Source organism: Bacteroidota bacterium, assembly GCA_020161395.1.
In the GTDB taxonomy this organism is placed as follows: domain Bacteria; phylum Bacteroidota; class Ignavibacteria; order Ignavibacteriales; family Ignavibacteriaceae; genus UTCHB3.
Genome location: JAIUOE010000017.1, coordinates 1 through 18,821 on the forward strand (window position 1 = coordinate 1; position 18,821 = coordinate 18,821).

Here is an 18,821-nt window from a genome sequence, read left to right on the forward strand (position 1 = left end):
GTTAATACCCTTTTTTTTTGATCAAAAACACAAAAGTCACTTTGGTTAATGAACAATTACCGGTGTTATTCAAAAAAAACGAAAAATGACATAAAAAAAGAGGCTGCTGGATATTTACTATCGAGACAGCCTCTTTTTTTTAGATTATATCAAACGCTTATTTCATCAAAGTCATTTTGATGTTTTTAACGAATTTACCGGCTTTTATTTGAGCAAAGTAAATTCCGGAAGCGTTGTTAGTAGCATTCCAAATAACTTCATGGTATCCGGCAGTTTTCACACCTGATACAAGATTTTCAACAAGTTTACCTGAAGCATCAAAGATACTCAGTTCAACCTGTGTTTCCTGTGGAATCGAGAATTGAATTCTGGTTGAAGGGTTGAAAGGATTTGGGAAATTCTGATTCAGGGAGAATGATTCAGGAATTGTATTTTCAACTGAAATAACTTCTGAATACTCGAATCTTCCATCGAAATCAACCTGACGGAGTCTGTACCAGGTTTTTCCGGTCAATGATGTCTGATCTGTAAAAGAATAAATTTGTTTTTCTGTGGTCGAACCTTTGCCTTTTACGAATGCGAGAGTCGAGAAATTTACATTATCGAAGCTTCTCTCGATTTCGAAGCCGTAGTTGTTTACTTCGGTTGCCGTTTCCCAAACGAGGACAACGGAACTTTGCGAAGCATTCGCTGTGAACGAGGTCAACTCAACAGGAACAGGATCAACTCTGCCGCTGAATTTATAGATACCACCAACAGTTGCACTGGTGTTGAAAGCACCTGCCCAGCCGGTTGTGTTATCGAAAAATGAGACCGCAAGGTGCTGAATTCCAAGTGTACCTGTAAAGTCAGTCCATGTGGAGCCGTCATCGAGTGAATAGGAAGCGCCTGTGAATCCTGTTGCACTGCCTGTTGAAACATAAGCATTTAAGGTACCGGGGACATAGCAGAAATCTCCATCAAAGAAATTACCGGTCGGAAGAAGGGGAGTCCATGTAGCACCACCGTCAGTAGTTCTGTAATAAAGAGGTGTAGCTGCAACAACATCAAGGATGATACCGTTCATTGCATCTTTCATCTCTATTTTGAACTGGTTGCCGACTGCAACCGGAGTTGTTGAAACAGTCCAGGTTGCACCTTTATCAGTGGTTTTAAAGATTCTGCTTTTGTTTGTGGTAAACCATGCTGTGTTTCCAACGGCTGAATAATAACCAACGACGCCGTATTCATCTGAAGCAGCAGGAGCAGGTATGTTTCCTGTTGGTACTCTGTTCCAGTTGGTTCCACCATTGGTGGTAGTGTAGATTTCAAAATAACCGCCATTTGGATCGCCCATGGTGAAGCCTTCATTCTCATTAAAGAAATGGAGAACATTGGGGAAACCTGCAGGAGCTGCAAAAGCTGCAGTTGACTGGTGAGTAAAAGTTGCTCCACCATCAGTGGTTTTCAGGATTCTTCCGCCACCCGCCGAAGCGTTGAAAACAGGCATATAGGCAGTAGTTGCACTTGTACCGAAGATCATTGAAGATCCCCAGCCACTTGTGTAACCGGTAACGGTCCGCGGTGTCCATGTGGTACCGCCGTTGGTGGTCATGGTGAATTCTGTTATATATGTTGTTGTTGAAGTGCCGTTGTATGCAGCAGCCCAGACTACATTGTTATTAACGATGGAAATGTAGTTAATACCTCTTGATGCAGTGGTAAAACCGGTATTCTGCAGCGTCCAGGTTCCATCTTCAGCGTGGCCTCTGCCTCTGCCTTCATCTTTTTTGAGATTTTTTATATTGGTAGCTTCAAGATTAATAAAAGCCACGATTAGGAAAAGGGACATAAAAAAAGTTGTTACTTTTTTCATAAAGCACTCCTTTATTTGTGATGATGATTCTCCACCCATGGTCGGAGAGTTATTTGAGTTAACTCCTAAATTTACGACATTTTTTTTTAATAACAAATTAAGATTAAGGTAATCGGGCACTTTAAAATAAAAAAAGGTTACCGGGCGGGTAACCTTAAATTGTGAAAAGAGCCTCTTATCTGAACTGCAGAGGTGTCAGACGCGAGGAGTTGTAAACCTTGAAATTATTTCTTGCAGGCTGAACAATTCTACTGCCTGAAATTGTGAAATCCCTGACTGACAAAGGATAATAAGCCTGATTGTTTGTGTAGTTGCTGTTCACGGGTCTGGTCGTTTGAAATGGAATTTCTGTAAAATTGTCTTCTTCGGCGTAATCATCATCATGCATGTTTGAAACAGGTACATCCCTGTGATTGTCGGACACGGAATATTTTAATAAAGTGGCGGTATTCACAGGATCGAACGGTACCTCCACTTTTCTTGAAGGCATTACTGCTGCCATCACGCCAAATAAAATTGTCAAGGTTCCGATTGCGGCAGCGATTATATAAACATATTCTATCATTAAGGTCTTTCATGAATTTCAAATTTCTATGAAACAAAAGTAATATCAGCTTTTTCGACAAATCAGAGATTTCGATACATACTTAATTTTACCCGATGAACCTGTCTTATAACTCCTTAAATATCGCTAATCGAGTTGCTGATACCTAAATTTAGGCACAATTATTGAGCGTGAATGGTTATTTTTGGCAATATGAAATATCGAAATTTTAAGATTGTGACAACATTTATTCTTGCTGCTGTTTATGGTTTATTGTTCGGTTGGAACAGTTTGTATTATCAATCAAGTAAATCCGGTGAAACCTCGGAATGGTACGGTTTCAAAAAAAGACTTGAGATTCATGATACACTGTCGAAAAGCGGAATTGATGTCCTGCATTACGATATTTCGCTGGATATCGATTATCTGAAAAAAAACATCGAATCCACGGTGGAAATCACCCTTGTGGCAACTGATCAGTCAGTCGGTTTATCACTAGATTTATCAGAGGATATGGAAATAAAGGAACTTGCCGTTGAAGGGAAGAAGGCAGAGTTTTCCAGAGTAGGTGACAAGGTTAGAATAAATTCTGCTAAACTCAAAAAAGATACTCTTATTGTAAAAGTCCGTTACGATGGTAATCCCTCCCTCAGGAAAAATTTCTTTTTTGGCAGGATCAACAATCTTCCGGTAATTTATACCTTGAACGAACCCGAAAATGCCCGCGACTGGTTGATTTGTAATGATATTCCGGGAGACAAGGCAACATTAAATTTTGCAATCACCAATGACTCCGGATTTACATCCGTTTCTTCAGGGAATCTTGATTCTGTTACCAGTAAACCGGGTTCAGCAAAAAAAACATTTTACTGGAGCACGGACTATCCAATTGCGACTTATCTGATATCTTTTTATTCGTCAAAATATGTTGCTGAGTATGGAACATTTGATGGAATATCTGGTAAAAATTTAAATCTTTCAGTCTTTGGATTCCCCTGGCAAAAAGTAAAACTGAAGCGGATACTTGAGGATCATAAAGATTTTATCAAAGTCATGGAAAAGTATTTTGGCGAATACCCTTTCCAAAAGGAAAAGTATTCTGTCGTGGCTTTTCTTTGGCAGATGGGAGCGATGGAATATCAGACAGCATCCGGGTTTGGGAGTGGATTCATAGATAACTATCCATCGAACATGAATATCTTTGTACATGAACTGGGACACCAGTGGTTCGGAAATTCCGTTTCACCCTTGACCTGGAAAGATATTTGGCTGAATGAAGGATTTGCAACCTTCGCTGAATGGCTCTATCTTGAAGAAAGCGGAAAACGCGAGCGACAGGATTATTTGGGTCCAGCCTTGAAAGAGGAAAAGAAGCCTCATTATTTCTCCGGTCCGATTTATGCACCCGAAGAAATTTTCTCATCTGGGGTATACATTAAAGGTGCGTGGGTATTGAGAATGCTCCGGCACGAACTCGGTGACGAACAGTTTTTTAAATTTCTGAAAGAATATTATAACCGTTACAAATTCTCGAATGCTGATACAAAAGGATTGGTTGAAATCGTCAATGAAATTTCGGGCAGGAACTTTAATGATTTTTTTGATCAATGGATCTTTTCAGGTGAGGGAATCGTCTCACTCCAGGCAGGAAAGATGCAGTTTGAGGGAAAAAATGGCAGGTACAAAGTTTCACTGAAGTTAAAACAGGTACAGGAAGAGAAGAAAACTTATAATATGTTGATGGATATTCGATTTTCGGGTGATAAAAAATCTGTCACTAAAACATTCAGGTTAAATGAGAGAGAAATGGTGCTAAGCATTGATCTCGATTTCAAACCGTCAAAATTTGAACTTGACCCTGAAAATTACTCATTGTTCAGGATGGCTGATGATTAAAAAATCTGATCAAATCGACAAAAATTACTCGAAGGTTTACTTTATTTCTGATCTTCATCTTGGTGCAGGTGGAAAAAATCAGAACGGAAAAAGAGAGGATCTACTCGTTGATTTTCTTCGTTTGCCGGAGAGCGGAAGTGCTCTTGTCATAGCAGGGGATTTATTTGATTACTGGTTTGAGTACCGGCAGGTTTATCAAAGAGGATTCTTTCGAACTCTCGCGGCTCTTTATGAATGTAGCCGGAGGGGAGTGGATATACACTATCTGATCGGCAATCATGATTTTTTTCACAGAGATTTTTTCCAAAAAGAGCTTTCTGTGAATTTGATCGAAGATTATTTGATCATGAAATGTCTCGACTCAAAATTATTTATAGCTCACGGTGACGGTTATGTTAAGAATGACGGCGGTTACAGAGTGCTTAAGGCTGTATTAAGAAATAAAGCAGTTCAGTTCTTATACGGGTTGATTCATCCCGACCTCGGCCTGGCAATTGCCCGTGGTACGAGCAAGGGGAGCAGGCACTACACCGGTGGAAAAGACTACGGGAAAGTGGATGGACTGGTGGCGGTAGCAGAGGAAAAAATTAAAGAAGGGTTCGATTTTGTTATATTTGGACACTCTCATAAAAGAAAATTTGAAAAATACGATTCCGGAGCATACATAAACCTCGGTTCCTGGTTTCAGCAACCTTGTTACGGGCTTTTGGATGATAAAGGATTTACCATTACGGATTTGAATTAATGACTGAAAATAAAAGTTTAAGATCGAGATTACAGAAGAAACATAAAATAATGCTCATAGCCGGCGGAGTTTTGGTTCTCTTTCTGTTTTCTTTTGCAATTATGTGGGTGAAGATAAAATCCGGGCTTCCTGTTGTGGAAGAGCTGGAAAATCCCAAATTTTTTCTGGCGAGCAAAGTCTTTGATACCAAGGGCGAATTGTTGGGCCACTTCTATGTGGAGAATCGTGTCGAAGTTCAGTACGCTGATATTCCTAAAAATCTGATTGAAGCCCTCATTTCCACCGAGGACAAGAAGTTTTTTGACCATTGGGGAGTGGATGTGGACAGAATTATTAAATCAGCGGTTAAAACCATTTTCCTTGGAAAACCGCAGGGTGCCAGTACCCTCACACAGCAGCTCGCCCGTAATCTTTACAAGTTTAAGGATAATGACGAAAGTTCTTCCGAACTGGCGATGAGAAAAGTACGGGAGTGGATTACAGCGGTTCAAATAGAAAGATCCTTCTCGAAAACCGAAATTCTGACGATGTATTTGAATTTCAACTATTTTGGTCGCCGCTCCTACGGAATTGAGAGTGCTGCGAAAAACTTCTTTGGTGTGTCCACGAAAGAATTGACTCCTGAAAAATCGGCACTTCTTGTAGCATTGTTAAAATCACCCACCTATTTTGATCCTATCCGGTATCCCGAGAGATCAATCCAGCGTAGAAACCAGGTGCTTAAGAACATGATGGACGACGGATTTCTCACAGAGGATGAGTACCGGAAGTATTCAGGAATGAAAATCGAAATAAGGAGAGAGAAGAAAGAGGCGCTCCTTAACAAAGCTCCATACTTTCTGGAGTACCTGAAAAATGAGATGATTCAGAGTGAAAAAGCCACGGGTATTGATGTTCTGACCGCCGGTTTGAATATTTATACCACTCTCGATCTCGAGATGCAGATGATAGCTGACCGGGCTGTCGTGAGCAATGTGAACAGATTGCAGCGGGGTTTCGACAGTTACTGGAGCTGGGGTGGGAAGCAGGCACTGCTTGATGATATTCTTGACAAAGCGATAAAAAACGACGAAGAATATCAGATTCTTGTTACCAAGGAAGAGAAACAGGCTTACTACAACAAGCTCAAAAAAGATAAAAAATTCGTTGATTCGGTGAAGTATGCAGCAACAAGGGTTCAGGCAGGATTTGTAGCCCTTGAAGTAGGTACGGGTCATATCCTCGCAATGGTCGGTGGAACCGATACAACCCGGGGATTCGGACTGAATCATGTAACTCAGATCAGGAGACAACCAGGTTCAACTTATAAAGCAATCCTTTACACCTCAGCAATTGAGAAATCGAATGTTTATCCGCAATTCAGAGTTTCAAACGAACCGTTGAAAGGAAGATATTCTCCTAAAAACGCAGACGGTTCGAGCGGGGGAGTCTTCCCCATAAGGACAGCTTTGGAGCGTTCGATCAACATTGTTGCAGTAAGAATGATTGCAGATGGTGTAGTGAGCACCAGTTCCATTAGGGATGTGGCTTCGAAAATGGGGCTAAGGACACCTGTTGCAGATGATGCCACAATTGCCTTGGGTTCATCTGAAGTGGTACCTCTCGAACTGGCAGGTGCCTTCTCTGTTTTTCCAAACAAAGGCATGTATATTGCTCCGAACTGGTTCAAGAAGATTGAAGACCGAGATAAGAGTGAATTTGTACCATTTTCTCCATCAAAATGGAGGGCTATCTCCGAAGAAACTGCCGTTATGATGATCAGCATGCTTGAGGATGTTGTGAAATCAGGAACCGCTGCTTCGCTGAAAGGAAAATTTCCTTTTCCAGCTGCCGGAAAAACGGGAACCACACAGAATTTTACAGATGCCTGGTACGCCGGATTTACTCCCAGAATTGTTGCCCTTGTATGGATCGGCTTCGATGATGCCCGGATAAAATATCAGGGGGGGTATGGAGGAACTGCCGCGCTTCCAATTTGGGGTGATTTTATGGCTGCTGTCTATAGAGCGAAGAATTATCCGAAAGAAGAGTTTCCTGTTACTGCTCCAAACCTGATAAAAATTGAACTTTGTGCTTCCGGAACAGGATTCCTCGCCAAGGCTGGCCCCGGTTGTCCTGCCGTAAGTGATTATGTTCTGGCGAGTGAAGCATCTGCCATTCCTGTTTGCGAGAAAGCGCATGTGGGTGACGGTGGCAGTAAAAAAACCGACACATCAGGGAGTGAATGGTAAAAGAGGTGTGATTATTTCGAAAAAAATGATTAAATTTGCATTCTAAATTTTGATCTGCCCGGGTGGCGAAATTGGTAGACGCGCTAGATTCAGGTTCTAGTGTCGGTTACGACATGCAGGTTCGATTCCTGTCTCGGGCACTCATTTTTGACAAGCTGAAGATTTTTCTTCAGCTTTTTTTTTATTTTTTTCCCAAATCACTTGATTATGTCGTTTTTAGTTATTAGGTTATAACATACAGTATAAAAAATTCTTTATCTTTGATAACAGAATTATGGTTTGTTCCCAAACCACCGTTAGTATCGTGTAAACAGAATAAATAATCAGGAGTATCCGTTATGGAATCCGCGCTTTCAAAAAATCAGCATTTGACACATCAAATGTTTGATTTTAACAATGCTGCCGAAAAACTCGCAAAGTTTCAGGACGCATCGATCAACGCTGACAGGATTAAAAAAGCATTTAATCATGCCCACAATGTTAAAGAGAATGCTGAATATCTTCTAAAGCTTCTTTATGAAAAAGAATTGCTGGAAAGTATTCTTTCCGGTAAAAACAGGTTCTGTATTCATGTTGCAGGTCATAACATAGATGTGCATTTTAAAGATGGACTGACTGAGGAACATCTTTTTATCATTAAAGACATGTTGAAAGTGATTGAAACTCATCTAAAAACCGAGGTTGAGGAATTTGTGGACGCCGCAGAATCTGAATAAGGTTTGCGAATGAGTTAGTTTTACTTGTTGGAAGTTGATTTACGGTTCTTCCTGTTTCTTCTTTGGAGGAGGGAGAACCGTTTACTTTAAATATAAATGAGGAAGATGGAAAAAGTATTGCCGGGTTATGCGGAGGCACTTCAACTTGCCGGTGCACATTACGAAAATTTCCCTGTTGTCTCGATGTTTGTTCCGTCGAAATTGAGAAAAGATGTGGCAATCATATACTGGTTTGCCAGAACTTCTGATGACATTGCCGATGAAGGTGATGCACCCCAGCAGGAGAGGGAGGAGGCACTCGACAGATTTCTTGAAAGGTTCGAGGAATCCTTAAAAGGAAATTATCATGACGAACTGGATGAGGCGCTGGCAAATACAGTTTACACTCGAAATCTTGACAGTCAGATGTTCCGGAATTTAATTTCCGCATTTCGTCAGGATATAAGCGAGACCAGATATGAAAAATTTACAGATATTTTGGATTATTGCAGCAGGTCTGCCAACCCTGTCGGAAGACTTATATTGCAGTTACATGACATCAGAGACGAGAAATTCAGTAACTATTCAGATAAAATATGCACCGCTCTTCAATTAATAAATTTTTATCAGGATCTTTCAGTTGACTTTAAACGAAATAGATTATATATTCCCATTGAGGAAATTCTATCTTATGGAATTGATCCGGAGAAACTAATATTCTCTCCCGAGCAATTCAATGTTTCAGAGCTGATTAGATCACAGGTAGACAGGGCAGAATCCATCATGAAGGACGGGCAACCCCTTACTGGTTTGTTACGAGGAAGATTGCGGATTCAAATATCAGCCACTTATTATGGCGGATTGTCGATTTTGGAGAAAATCAGATCGGGTGGTTACAGGTCGCATATGATTCGTCCATCTTTGAGCAAATTCGATTATTTTTATTTATTCATTAGATCGATTTTTTAATGTCATTAGAACAAGCAAAAGAAATTTCAAAGAAGAGCAACAGCAGCTTCTACTACGCTTTTAATCTGTTACCTGCGCAGAAACGGGATGCCATGACGACTGTCTATGCATTTTGTCGTGAAACTGATGACATTGTCGATGAAGAAATTCACACTCCCGAAGAAAAGAGCAATCTGTTGACTCATTGGAGAGTGGAACTTGAGCATGCTTTTAATGGAACTTCTACATACTCCTTGATGAACAGGCTTGCGATGACCATCAAACAGTTTAACATTCCTGTTGAACCGTTTTTTGAGCTCATCAAAGGGATGGAAATGGATCTTAAGTTTCGGAGATATGATACTTTCGAACAGCTTAGAATATACTGTTACCGTGTCGCGTCCACTGTCGGTTTGATGTGCATTGAAATATTTGGATATAAGCATCGCAGTGCACAGGAATTTGCAGAAAATCTTGGAATCGCACTTCAACTGACGAATATTCTAAGAGATATTAAAAAGGATGCGGAAAAAGACAGAATATATCTCCCCCTAGAGGATTTAAAAAAGTTCGGTTACTCGGAAGAAGATCTCCTTGATTCGGTTTATAACGACAATTTTATCAAACTCATGGAGTTTCAGGTATCCAGAGCCATTGAATATTTTAATAAAGCCACTGCAGCACTGAACAAAGAAGACAAAGGGAACATGTTTGCTGCCCGGGCAATGCAGCATATCTATTTCCGGATCCTTAAAAACATAATCCACGAAAAATACGATATCTACAACCGGAATGTTAATCTCTCCAAAGTCGAGAAGGTTGGTATCTCCCTCGGAGTCTGGGCAAAGTATAGATTAGTTTACTAATGCCACAAGCAATTGTTGTCGGGGCAGGACTTGCAGGTCTGTCTGCGGCAGTGGAACTCTCCTTAAAAGACTGTAAAGTTGATCTGTTCGAATCCACAAAAAAGGGAGGCGGCAGGGCAAATTCGATTCCTCACTATTTTCACTCCGGCACTTCTTCTGGTCAGGCAGATGAATTTATAATCGACAATGGACAGCACATTTTAATGGGCTGTTACCGCGATACTCTTTCCTTCCTTAAGAAAATTGGAGCAATGGATAAAATTTCGGTTCAGGAAAGGATGAGCGTTCGATATGTCTCGAAAGGCGGAAAATCATACCTTTTGGAGAGTGGAGGTCTGCCATATCCTCTTAATTTACTTCAGGCAATTCTTCGATACGATTACCTGACCTTCAGGCAAAAACTAAAAGCCATTCAGTTTATCCAAAAACTGAGGTTTGTGAGTGATAACTCATTATCAAATCTTGCGGTTTCGGAATGGTTAAAGAGAGAAGGGCAAACCGGTGAACTTTATAAAGGTATTTGGGAAATCCTTTGTGTGGGGGCGATGAACTCACCTCCGGAGAAAACCTCAGCATTAATATTCGCAAAGGTTCTCAGAGAGATATTCCTGAAAGGGAAGAATAATTCAAAAATAATCGTTCCGAAATGCGGGTTAAGTGAGCTTTTTGTTGATAATGCAATCAAACTGATTGAGGAAAAGGGAGGTTCGGTCAATTTTGGCAATCCGTTGGAAAGCATAGATACCGTGGTGGGACGGGTCGTTTCTCTTAAATTCAGAGACAGAACGATCGAAAATCCTGAAAATACAGTTTTGGCGATTCCTCACTTTGCATTAAAAAAAATTGACGGGATATCCGGGGTTTTTCCGGAAATTGAGAATGGTGAGATGGAATATTCATCCATCACAACATTTCATTTAAAGCTAAACAATAACCCTCTAAATACAGAATTTGTTGCCTTGATTAACTCTCCGGTTCAATGGGTTTTTAATCATGGCGACTATATAACCACGGTTACAAGTGCCTCAACCGACTGGAACGCCAAAGAAGAACCGGAAATAATCAAAATTGTGTTGAGTGAACTCGAGAATTGTTTAGGTATAAAACCTTCAACAGTAACCGCTCATAAGATGATAAAAGAAAAACGGGCGACATTCGTTTGTGGAGGGAAGAATCTGGATTATCGACTCCCGTCCCAAACCGGACTGGAAAACCTGTACCTCGCAGGAGACTGGACCGACACAGGACTCCCGGCTACCATTGAGGGTGCGGTAATGAGCGGGAAGACTGCCGCCAACCTGATTATTTCAAAAAATCAAAATGCCTGATCCGGAGGGTTTTACCTTCCCGGCATTAGTGGGCATCCAGCCAGTTTTCTCCATATCCCGACTCCACGATAACAGGAACATTTAACGGGAGAGCCTGTTCCATCAGATTCCTGATCAGGGGAGTGACCGTCTCGAGTTCCGATTTTGGTGCATCGAACAAAAGCTCATCGTGAACCTGCAGTATCATTTTGGTCTTGAATCCACCATCATTCAGAGCAGCATGTACCTTTATCATGGCGAGTTTGATCATGTCAGCCGCAGTTCCCTGAATTGGCATGTTAATGGCAACTCTCTCCTCAAACTGCTTTACTGCAAAATTCTTGCTGTTGATATTCGGAAGGTATCTTCTTCTGCCTGTCAGTGTTTCGGCATATCCTTTTTCCCGTGCATTACCGATAGAGCTGTCCATGAACTCCTTAACGCGTTTGAATGTGCCGAAGTATGTATCAATAATCTCTTTAGCGTGGTTCTGGGCTATTCCCAGCCTTATCTTCAGTCCGAAGGCACCAATACCATACAGAATTCCAAAATTCACCTCTTTGGCTTTCCTGCGCATATCAGCCGTTACTTCACCCGGATCTACCCGGAAAACGAGTGCTGCCGTCCTTCTGTGAATATCTTCACCGTCTATAAATGCTTGTGTCAGGTATTCATCCCCGCAGATGGAAGCCATTATTCGCAATTCAATCTGGGAATAATCGAGACTGAGTATCACATTATCTTTTGAAGAAGGTACAAACGCCTTCCGTATCTCTTTTCCGAGGTCTGTCCTAATCGGAATGTTTTGCAGATTGGGATCATTCGATGAGAGTCTTCCCGTGGATGCCACCGTCTGGTTGAATGATGTATGAACTTTACCTGTTCTTTTCTCGATCAGTGTCGGCAGGGAGTCGGCATAGGTCGATTTTAATTTGGAAAGCTGCCGAAACGAGAGGATCATGTCAATTATCTCATGCTGACCGCGGAGCGATTCCAAAGTTTGGGCATCTGTTGAATAGCCTGTTTTTGTCTTCTTGCCCGAAGTCAGACTTAATTTTTCGTACAGTATCTTTTGCATCTGCTGAGGTGAATTGATGTTGAATTCCTCACCCGCCACTGAGTAAATATTTCGTGCCGTTTCCATCATCATCAGCTCAAGATCCTGGGAGAGCTGTTTTAGCATCATGCTGTCAATATTCACACCGTTTCTTTCGATGTCTTCCAGCACTTCAACCAGAGGGAACTCGATATCAAAGGCGAGGTGATGCAATCCATCCTCTTCAATTCTTTTACTGAGTACATTGTATAATCTGAAAGTAATGTCAGCGTCTTCGCAACTGTAAATTGACAAGGCATTCAGATCGACATCAAAGATTATTGAAGGGTCTTTCTTCACACCGATGAGAGTTGAGAGGTGTATTGTATCATAATTCAACCACTGGGATGCCAGATCATCCATTCCGTGTTTTTTGTCAGGATCGATAACATAGGAGGCAACCATCGTGTCAAAGTGGAAACCTTTAACTTCTATACCCGCAGTTCTCAGGATTGCAATATCGTATTTTCCGTTCTGACACACTTTTTTAATTGCAGGATTTGCGAACAAAGGTGAGAAGATTTTTTTGAATTCTGAAAGCGGCAACCTTTCCTCAACACGGGTTGAGAACATGTCAACAGTACGGGTATCGGGCTCAAGAGCGACAAAAAATGCCTCCTTCTCCTTGACAGCAAATGAGACACCTGCTATGCGTGCATTAAAGATATTCAGAGAATCAGTTTCAGTATCAAAGACAAAAAGTTCGTGACCCGAAAGATACCCGGCGAGTTTTAGAGCATCATCAACAGTTTTAACAAGTTTGTAGGAAACCGCTTTTGGATCGAAAGATTTGCTCTTTTCATCGTCAGAATCGCTCTCATCCACGCCCGGTTGAGTTGTCGTTTGTACCTGTTCGGGAGAATAATTAAAATATTTGGTTGCCTTCAACCAGAGTGTCCTTAATTCCAGGTCTTTGAAATGTTTTTCGAGTAGCTGAAAATTGATATCACCAATGGTTGCCTTGTCGGGATCAAATTTTAAATCGATATTCAGGTCGATTGTAGCCAACTCCTTTGAAAGAAAGGCGTTATCCCTGTTTGTCTCAAGTTTTGTTCTTACAGAATTGGAGGAAATTTTATCGAGATTCTCATAGATTGCTTCGAGAGTACCGAACTGTTGAATAAGGGGGATGGCAGTTTTTTCTCCAATACCGGCAACCCCGGGAATGTTATCACTTTTATCTCCAATCAGTGCGAGATAATCGATCATTTGTGAAGGTTCGATCTCGAGTTTTTGTTTGGCGGATGCCACATCGTAAATGTCAAAATCCTCTCCTTTGATGCCGGGTCTTACGAGAAATGCATTTTGTGTGACAAGCTGAAAATAATCTTTATCAGGAGACACCATATATACAGCATAACCATCCTCTTCAGCAAGCCGGGACATTGTTCCTATTATATCATCAGCCTCGATTTTAGGCATTGCGAAGACAGGGATTGCCATTGCCTCAAGGATCTCCTTGATTTTTCCAATCTGTGGAATGAGTTCTTCCGGCATTTCAGCGCGGTTGGCTTTATATTGTTCAAATCTTTCAGCTCTTAGAGTCTTTTCTTTGGAGTCGAAAGCAACGATAACAGAATCGGGTTTTATCTCTTCAAGATATCTGAACAATTGATTGAAAAAACCGAATATGGCTGAAGTGGGTTCGCCGGACTTTGTGCGAAGCGGTCGGGTGATGAATGCGAAATAAGCTTTGTATGCGATAGCCATCGCATCAATAAGAACAATCTTTTTCATTTACTGATTCTTGCTTTCCTGTTTTTTATTTCTGTATTTGATGTAGAAATAGAAGGGGAGTCCGCTGAGAATGAGCATCAGTCCCATCATGGCGTTTTTGGTATCCGAAACAACGGTATTTACCAAAAATAAAAAGGAGAAAATTACAAAAAGAGCGGGAGTGTAAGGATATCCCCAGACCTTATAGGGTCTCGGTGTATCAGGCATTTTCTTTCTTAATACAAAAACTCCGGCAGCGCCGAGCATATAGAACAACCATGCAGCAAAAATGACATAATCGCTGATGGTATCGAAAGATCCTGACAAGACGAGAACCGCCGACCAGATTCCCTGAACCAGAAGTGAAACATGAGGTGTGCAGAATTTAGGGTGAACTTTTCCAAGGCTTTGGAAGAACATACCCTCTCTTGCCATGGCGTACTGGACCCTCGCAGTCGCCAGGATACTTCCGTTGAGAGCTCCAAAAGCTGATATTATTACCGCAATCGAAATCACTGTCCCGCCGGCAATTCCAAAGATTTTTTCGGCAGCACTTCTTGCAACAAGGTCGGAATTTTTCATTTCATCAATTGGAAGCACATAGAGAAAAGCCATGTTAATTAATACATATACTGCAATAACTATCAGAGTTCCCCAAAGGAGAGCGAGAGGAACATTCCTCTGAGGATTTTTTATTTCACCACTAACAAAGGTTACATTGTTCCATCCGTCATATGCCCAGAATGCACCTGCCAGTGCGAGACCAAAAAGAGAGACTATGTTTGAAGCTGTTTCAGCAGGCATCGAAAAACCGTTTGAAAAATTTGAAGCAGAGCCGTCACCAAGAAGGAAGATAAGAACTGTTAGCCCCAGAATCGAACCGATTTTCACGAAAGTGACGATTGTCTGGACTATTCCACCGAAGAAAACTCCGATATAATTTATACCGGTAAGCAATAGAGTCACACAAATGGCAATCGATTTCGTGCCAAACTCTGCAAATGGCTTTATCATCCCGACAAAGGGCATATAGACCTCAAACCCCGCCATCGAAGGAGACAACCCTCCAATCTGAAGATAGGAATTCAGATATTCCGCAAAAACATAAGCTATGGCAGCCTGACTTCCAGTCTGAATTACCGATAAAACCGACCAGCCATACATGTAGGATGTGAAGTCACCGTACATCTTTTTGAAGTAAATGTACTGTCCTCCCGTGGCGTCTATCATACCGGCTATTTCTGCATTAATTAATGCACCAACCAGTGTGATGAGGCCCGCAGCAATCCACACAATTATCAAAAGTTCCGGTGAAAGAAGCTGCCCTGCCATGGTGGCAGGCTTACGAAAGATTCCGGAACCGATCATTGATCCTGCAACAATCATGGTTGCGCCCGTAAGCGTAAGTTTGCGTAATAAATCGTTTTTACTGTTATTGTTCATTTATTTGAAGGAGGGTGGTGAATATATTACTAAAAAAATGATGATTTGATGATTTTTTAAAATTAATCGTTTCAAGTTTCAATAATACTGATTATTTTTGTTTTTTAAAGAATGCTTCACAAAAAAATCTCTGATATCCGGAAAATTCATGAAGTTTAAACTGCCGCCACTTCACACACAGATATTGATTGCACTTATAGCAGGTGCCCTTTTTGGTGCATGGTTCAATGTCGATGAGAACAATTTCGTAGTATCCTTTATGGATAAAAAGGAAAAAACAGAACAGAGTATTACTGACTGGAGTTCTGTCATTCTTTTAAAGAAGGACCCCGCCCAAAACATCAAAGATTCTGTCTCTTTCAAAACCGGCGAAAAGCCAAAGCTGATAAACACCTTTAAATCATTCAAAAAAGCGGGATTTGCTGTTGACCTCATTGCCGTCTCTGTCTCTTCTGATGAATCAAAACAGATCAAAAAAACAGAACTCTACACTGATGTGAGAATGGTGCGAAATGAGAAAACTCCTGCAACATGGATAAGATGGCTTGGCGATATTTTCATTCGTTTGTTGAATCTGGTCGCCGTTCCTTTAGTACTGGCGAGTCTGATAGCGGGTGCTGCGAGTCTTGGTGACATCAAAAAGTTCGCAAGAATCGGGTCCAAGACATTAACCTACTACATTCTGACTACTGCATTTGCAGTGACAATCGGGCTTGTACTTGCAAATGTAATTCAACCCGGTGAAAGGATGAATGAGACCACCAAGAATAACCTTCTGCAAACCTATTCACAGGATACACAGGACAAAATCGGGAGTGATGTTGAGTTTGACGGAATAAAGATGATTGTCGAGATGATACCAAAAAATCCCTTTGCAGCACTTTCACAGGGTGAGATGCTGCAGATTGTTTTCTTCGCGGTTTTCTTCGGGATGGTTTTGACTTTTGCGGATAAAGAGAAATCGAAGTTAATGCTCAATTTTTTTGATGCACTCAGCGACATTATGATTAAGATGATAGATGTAATCATGAAATTTGCACCTGTTGGTGTGTTTGCACTGATAGCTGCCACAGTCTCGGAATTTGGGTTCAACATACTCGAAACGCTTTTGTGGTATGCGGTTACGGTTTTGCTGGGACTCTTTTTGCATACGGCAGGTACCTACAGTTTACTTTTAAAAATATTTACGAAGTTTAGCATCCTTAAGTTCTTTAAGGGCATAAGACCGATGCAACTTGTTGGATTCAGTACCAGTTCCTCGGCAGCGACACTTCCGGTAAACATGGAGTGTTGTCAGGAGAACCTCGGAGTTTCAAAATCGATCACCAGCTTTGTTTTACCGCTGGGTGCAACGATCAACATGGACGGAACAGCTTTGTATCAAGGTGTTGCCACTGTGTTTATTGCACAGGTCTATGGCATGGAATTGTCACTCGCTCAGCAGATTACAGTTGTTTTTATGGCTGTTCTGGCATCAATAGGTACTGCTCCCGTTCCCGGAGTGGGAATAATCATGCTTATTATAATCTTAAAATCCGTGGGGGTTCCTGAACAGGGGATTGCTCTCATACTTGGTATAGACAGAATTTTGGATATGTGTCGAACAATCACAAATGTTACAGGGGATGCTGCCGGAGCCGTTATCATAGCACAAAGTGAAAATGAGTTAATCGAAACAAAAACAGGAACAGGAATATAGAATGAGTGGTACTAAAGAGAGATGGGCGTCGAGACTTGGTCTCATACTCGCCGTTGCAGGAAATGCAGTTGGTCTTGGTAATTTCCTAAGATTTCCTGCACAGGCAATACAAAATGGCGGAGGAGCTTTTATTATCCCGTATCTGGTTTCCCTCGCAGTGATGGGCATTCCACTTCTCTGGGTTGAATGGGCAATCGGACGACACGGCGGACAGCACGGGCATCACTCAACCCCCGGAATGTTGGATGTGCTGGGAAGATCAAAACTTCTTAAGTATTTTGGAATTTTTGGTATATTCACAAATCTGGTAGTGGCTGCCTATTATTGTTATATCGAATCCTGGACTCTTGCCTACACCGTATTTTCCGTTGCAGATGTCTTCAACGGTATGAATCAATCCGAAGTAATTCAGTATTTTAAAAGTTATCTCGGTACCGGCGATGGATTTATTAATTTTTCTCCGGTGGCGCTGTTTTTCTTTTTTGTAACCATTGGGCTGAATCTCTGGGTTCTCTCGCGTGGAATAAGTGCGGGCATAGAAAAAGCCAGCAAGATCTTGATGCCTCTGCTGATTCTCTTTGGCATTTTTCTTGCAATTAGAGCACTGACACTTGATGCAGGAGAGTACGGGGCGGTGGAGGATGCTGTCGCCGGTTTGAATTTCCTTTGGACACCTCACTTTGATTCTTTGTCAAATCCGAAGGTCTGGCTTGCTGCCGCCGGACAGGTATTTTTCACTTTGTCAGTCGGTATGGGTTCAATTCACTGTTATGCTGCATATTTGAGGAAAAATGATGATGTGGCGCTAAATGCTGCCACAGCCGGATTTATGAATGAATTTGTTGAGGTTATTCTCGGTGGATCGGTTGTAATCCCGATTGCAGTGGCTTATTTGGGGCTTGCATCACTGAGCACCTTCAGCGGGTTCGGGATGTCATTTATGACCCTTCCGATGCTTTTCGAGAACTGGGGACCACTCCTTTCCGCACTTGGCGGTTTTACCTGGTTTGGGCTGTTGTTTTTTGCGGGTATAACGAGTTCGATTGCCATGGGGCAACCCGTCATGGCATTCCTTCAGGACTCCTTCAAATTCAGCAGAGAGAAGTCCACCTGGGTATTCGGTCTCGCAGTGGTGGTGCTTGCTCTACCGACAATTCTGCTTTATGACCATGGTGCCTTTGACGAATATGATTTTTGGGCAGGTACTTTCTCTCTCGTGGTTTTTGCCCTTGCGGAATCCATCATCTTTCTTTGGATATTTGGAATCGATAACGCCTGGGAAGAAATCAACAGGGGAGCCGATATTAAAATTCCCGTGATCTTTAAATATATTCTGAAATATGTTACCCCCACCTTCATAGGTCTGGTTTTTGTCGGTTCCATGATACAACCTGTCGGAGGTAAGTGGATTGAATCATTTTCAGGTTTGTTCAACGGGCAGGGTTGGAATCTCGATCCATCAAGCGTTCTGGGAACACTTTTTCATATCGGAATTGACGACCCCGAGAAGATTCTTGTTATAAATCTAACACGGTTGCTTTTGTTATCGGTCTATGCAACAGTTGGCATTCTGATATTTGTTGCATGGAAAATCAGATTAAAAGAAGAAAGGATTTAAGTAGATAAATGAGTACTTCAGCACTTCTTATGATGATCCCGACATGGTCGGTTATAATTTTCTTCACTGTTTACTTTATGGTAAAAGCGCTTAAGACACAGCACAGCCATGACGGAGAAGAGTAGAAATTGAATTTTTGATCTGCAGGTCAGGTGACTTATT

At 41.6% G+C, this 18,821-nt stretch carries 13 protein-coding genes and 1 tRNA gene; 10 read left to right on the forward strand and 4 right to left on the reverse strand.

The window, feature by feature from the left end:
* Positions 1-157: 157 nt before the first annotated feature.
* Together LCH52_16530 and LCH52_16535 are read right to left on the reverse strand one after the other, a co-directional pair.
* Positions 158-1,855 (reverse strand): T9SS type A sorting domain-containing protein, encoded by a 1,698-nt coding sequence (locus LCH52_16530; protein ID MCA0390097.1) that lies wholly within the window; start codon positions 1,853-1,855, stop codon positions 158-160.
* A gap of 175 nt (positions 1,856-2,030) precedes the next feature.
* Entirely contained in the window at positions 2,031-2,420 is a 390-nt protein-coding gene (locus LCH52_16535; protein MCA0390098.1) for a hypothetical protein, read from the reverse strand.
* Positions 2,421-2,594: 174 nt separating this feature from the next.
* On the opposite strand from LCH52_16535, the gene LCH52_16540 reads away from it, so the two are divergent.
* From LCH52_16540 to hpnE, 8 genes are all read left to right on the forward strand, one after another.
* Complete coding sequence (locus LCH52_16540; protein ID MCA0390099.1) at positions 2,595-4,295, forward strand: M1 family metallopeptidase; 1,701 nt, start codon at positions 2,595-2,597, stop codon at positions 4,293-4,295.
* Complete coding sequence (locus LCH52_16545) at positions 4,288-5,040, forward strand: UDP-2,3-diacylglucosamine diphosphatase (protein ID MCA0390100.1); 753 nt, start codon at positions 4,288-4,290, stop codon at positions 5,038-5,040. The genes LCH52_16540 and LCH52_16545 overlap by 8 nt, the downstream gene beginning before the upstream one ends.
* Complete coding sequence (locus tag LCH52_16550; protein ID MCA0390101.1) at positions 5,040-7,271, forward strand: PBP1A family penicillin-binding protein; 2,232 nt, start codon at positions 5,040-5,042, stop codon at positions 7,269-7,271. Before LCH52_16545 ends, LCH52_16550 begins: the two co-directional genes overlap by 1 nt.
* Before the next feature lie 56 nt (positions 7,272-7,327).
* Positions 7,328-7,411, forward strand: a tRNA-Leu gene (locus tag LCH52_16555).
* A gap of 198 nt (positions 7,412-7,609) precedes the next feature.
* Positions 7,610-7,987 carry a hypothetical protein gene (locus LCH52_16560; GenBank protein MCA0390102.1) on the forward strand — a complete coding sequence of 126 codons (378 nt, stop codon included), beginning with the start codon at positions 7,610-7,612 and terminating at the stop codon, positions 7,985-7,987.
* 105 nt (positions 7,988-8,092) lie between these two features.
* Entirely contained in the window at positions 8,093-8,935 is an 843-nt protein-coding gene (hpnC, locus tag LCH52_16565; protein MCA0390103.1) for a squalene synthase HpnC, read from the forward strand.
* On the forward strand, positions 8,935-9,780 hold the full coding sequence (hpnD, locus tag LCH52_16570) for a presqualene diphosphate synthase HpnD (GenBank protein MCA0390104.1): 846 nt from the start codon (positions 8,935-8,937) through the stop codon (positions 9,778-9,780). The genes hpnC and hpnD overlap by 1 nt, the downstream gene beginning before the upstream one ends.
* Positions 9,780-11,108: a hydroxysqualene dehydroxylase HpnE gene (gene hpnE / locus LCH52_16575; protein MCA0390105.1), complete on the forward strand. Its 1,329-nt coding sequence runs from the start codon at positions 9,780-9,782 to the stop codon at positions 11,106-11,108. Before hpnD ends, hpnE begins: the two co-directional genes overlap by 1 nt.
* 25 nt (positions 11,109-11,133) lie before the next feature.
* Here hpnE and polA read toward each other — a convergent pair whose 3' ends face one another.
* Positions 11,134-13,920, reverse strand: a complete 2,787-nt coding sequence (polA, locus tag LCH52_16580) for a DNA polymerase I (GenBank protein ID MCA0390106.1) — start codon at positions 13,918-13,920, stop codon at positions 11,134-11,136.
* Entirely contained in the window at positions 13,921-15,342 is a 1,422-nt protein-coding gene (locus LCH52_16585; GenBank protein ID MCA0390107.1) for an amino acid permease, read from the reverse strand. It lies immediately after the preceding gene.
* Positions 15,343-15,490: 148 nt separating this feature from the next.
* On the opposite strand from LCH52_16585, the gene LCH52_16590 reads away from it, so the two are divergent.
* Both LCH52_16590 and LCH52_16595 read left to right on the forward strand, forming a co-directional pair.
* A complete protein-coding gene (locus LCH52_16590; GenBank protein ID MCA0390108.1) occupies positions 15,491-17,041 on the forward strand; it encodes a dicarboxylate/amino acid:cation symporter in 1,551 nt (516 codons plus the stop codon).
* A 1-nt stretch (position 17,042) separates the two neighbouring features.
* Entirely contained in the window at positions 17,043-18,659 is a 1,617-nt protein-coding gene (locus LCH52_16595; GenBank protein ID MCA0390109.1) for a sodium-dependent transporter, read from the forward strand.
* Positions 18,660-18,821 lie beyond the last annotated feature (162 nt).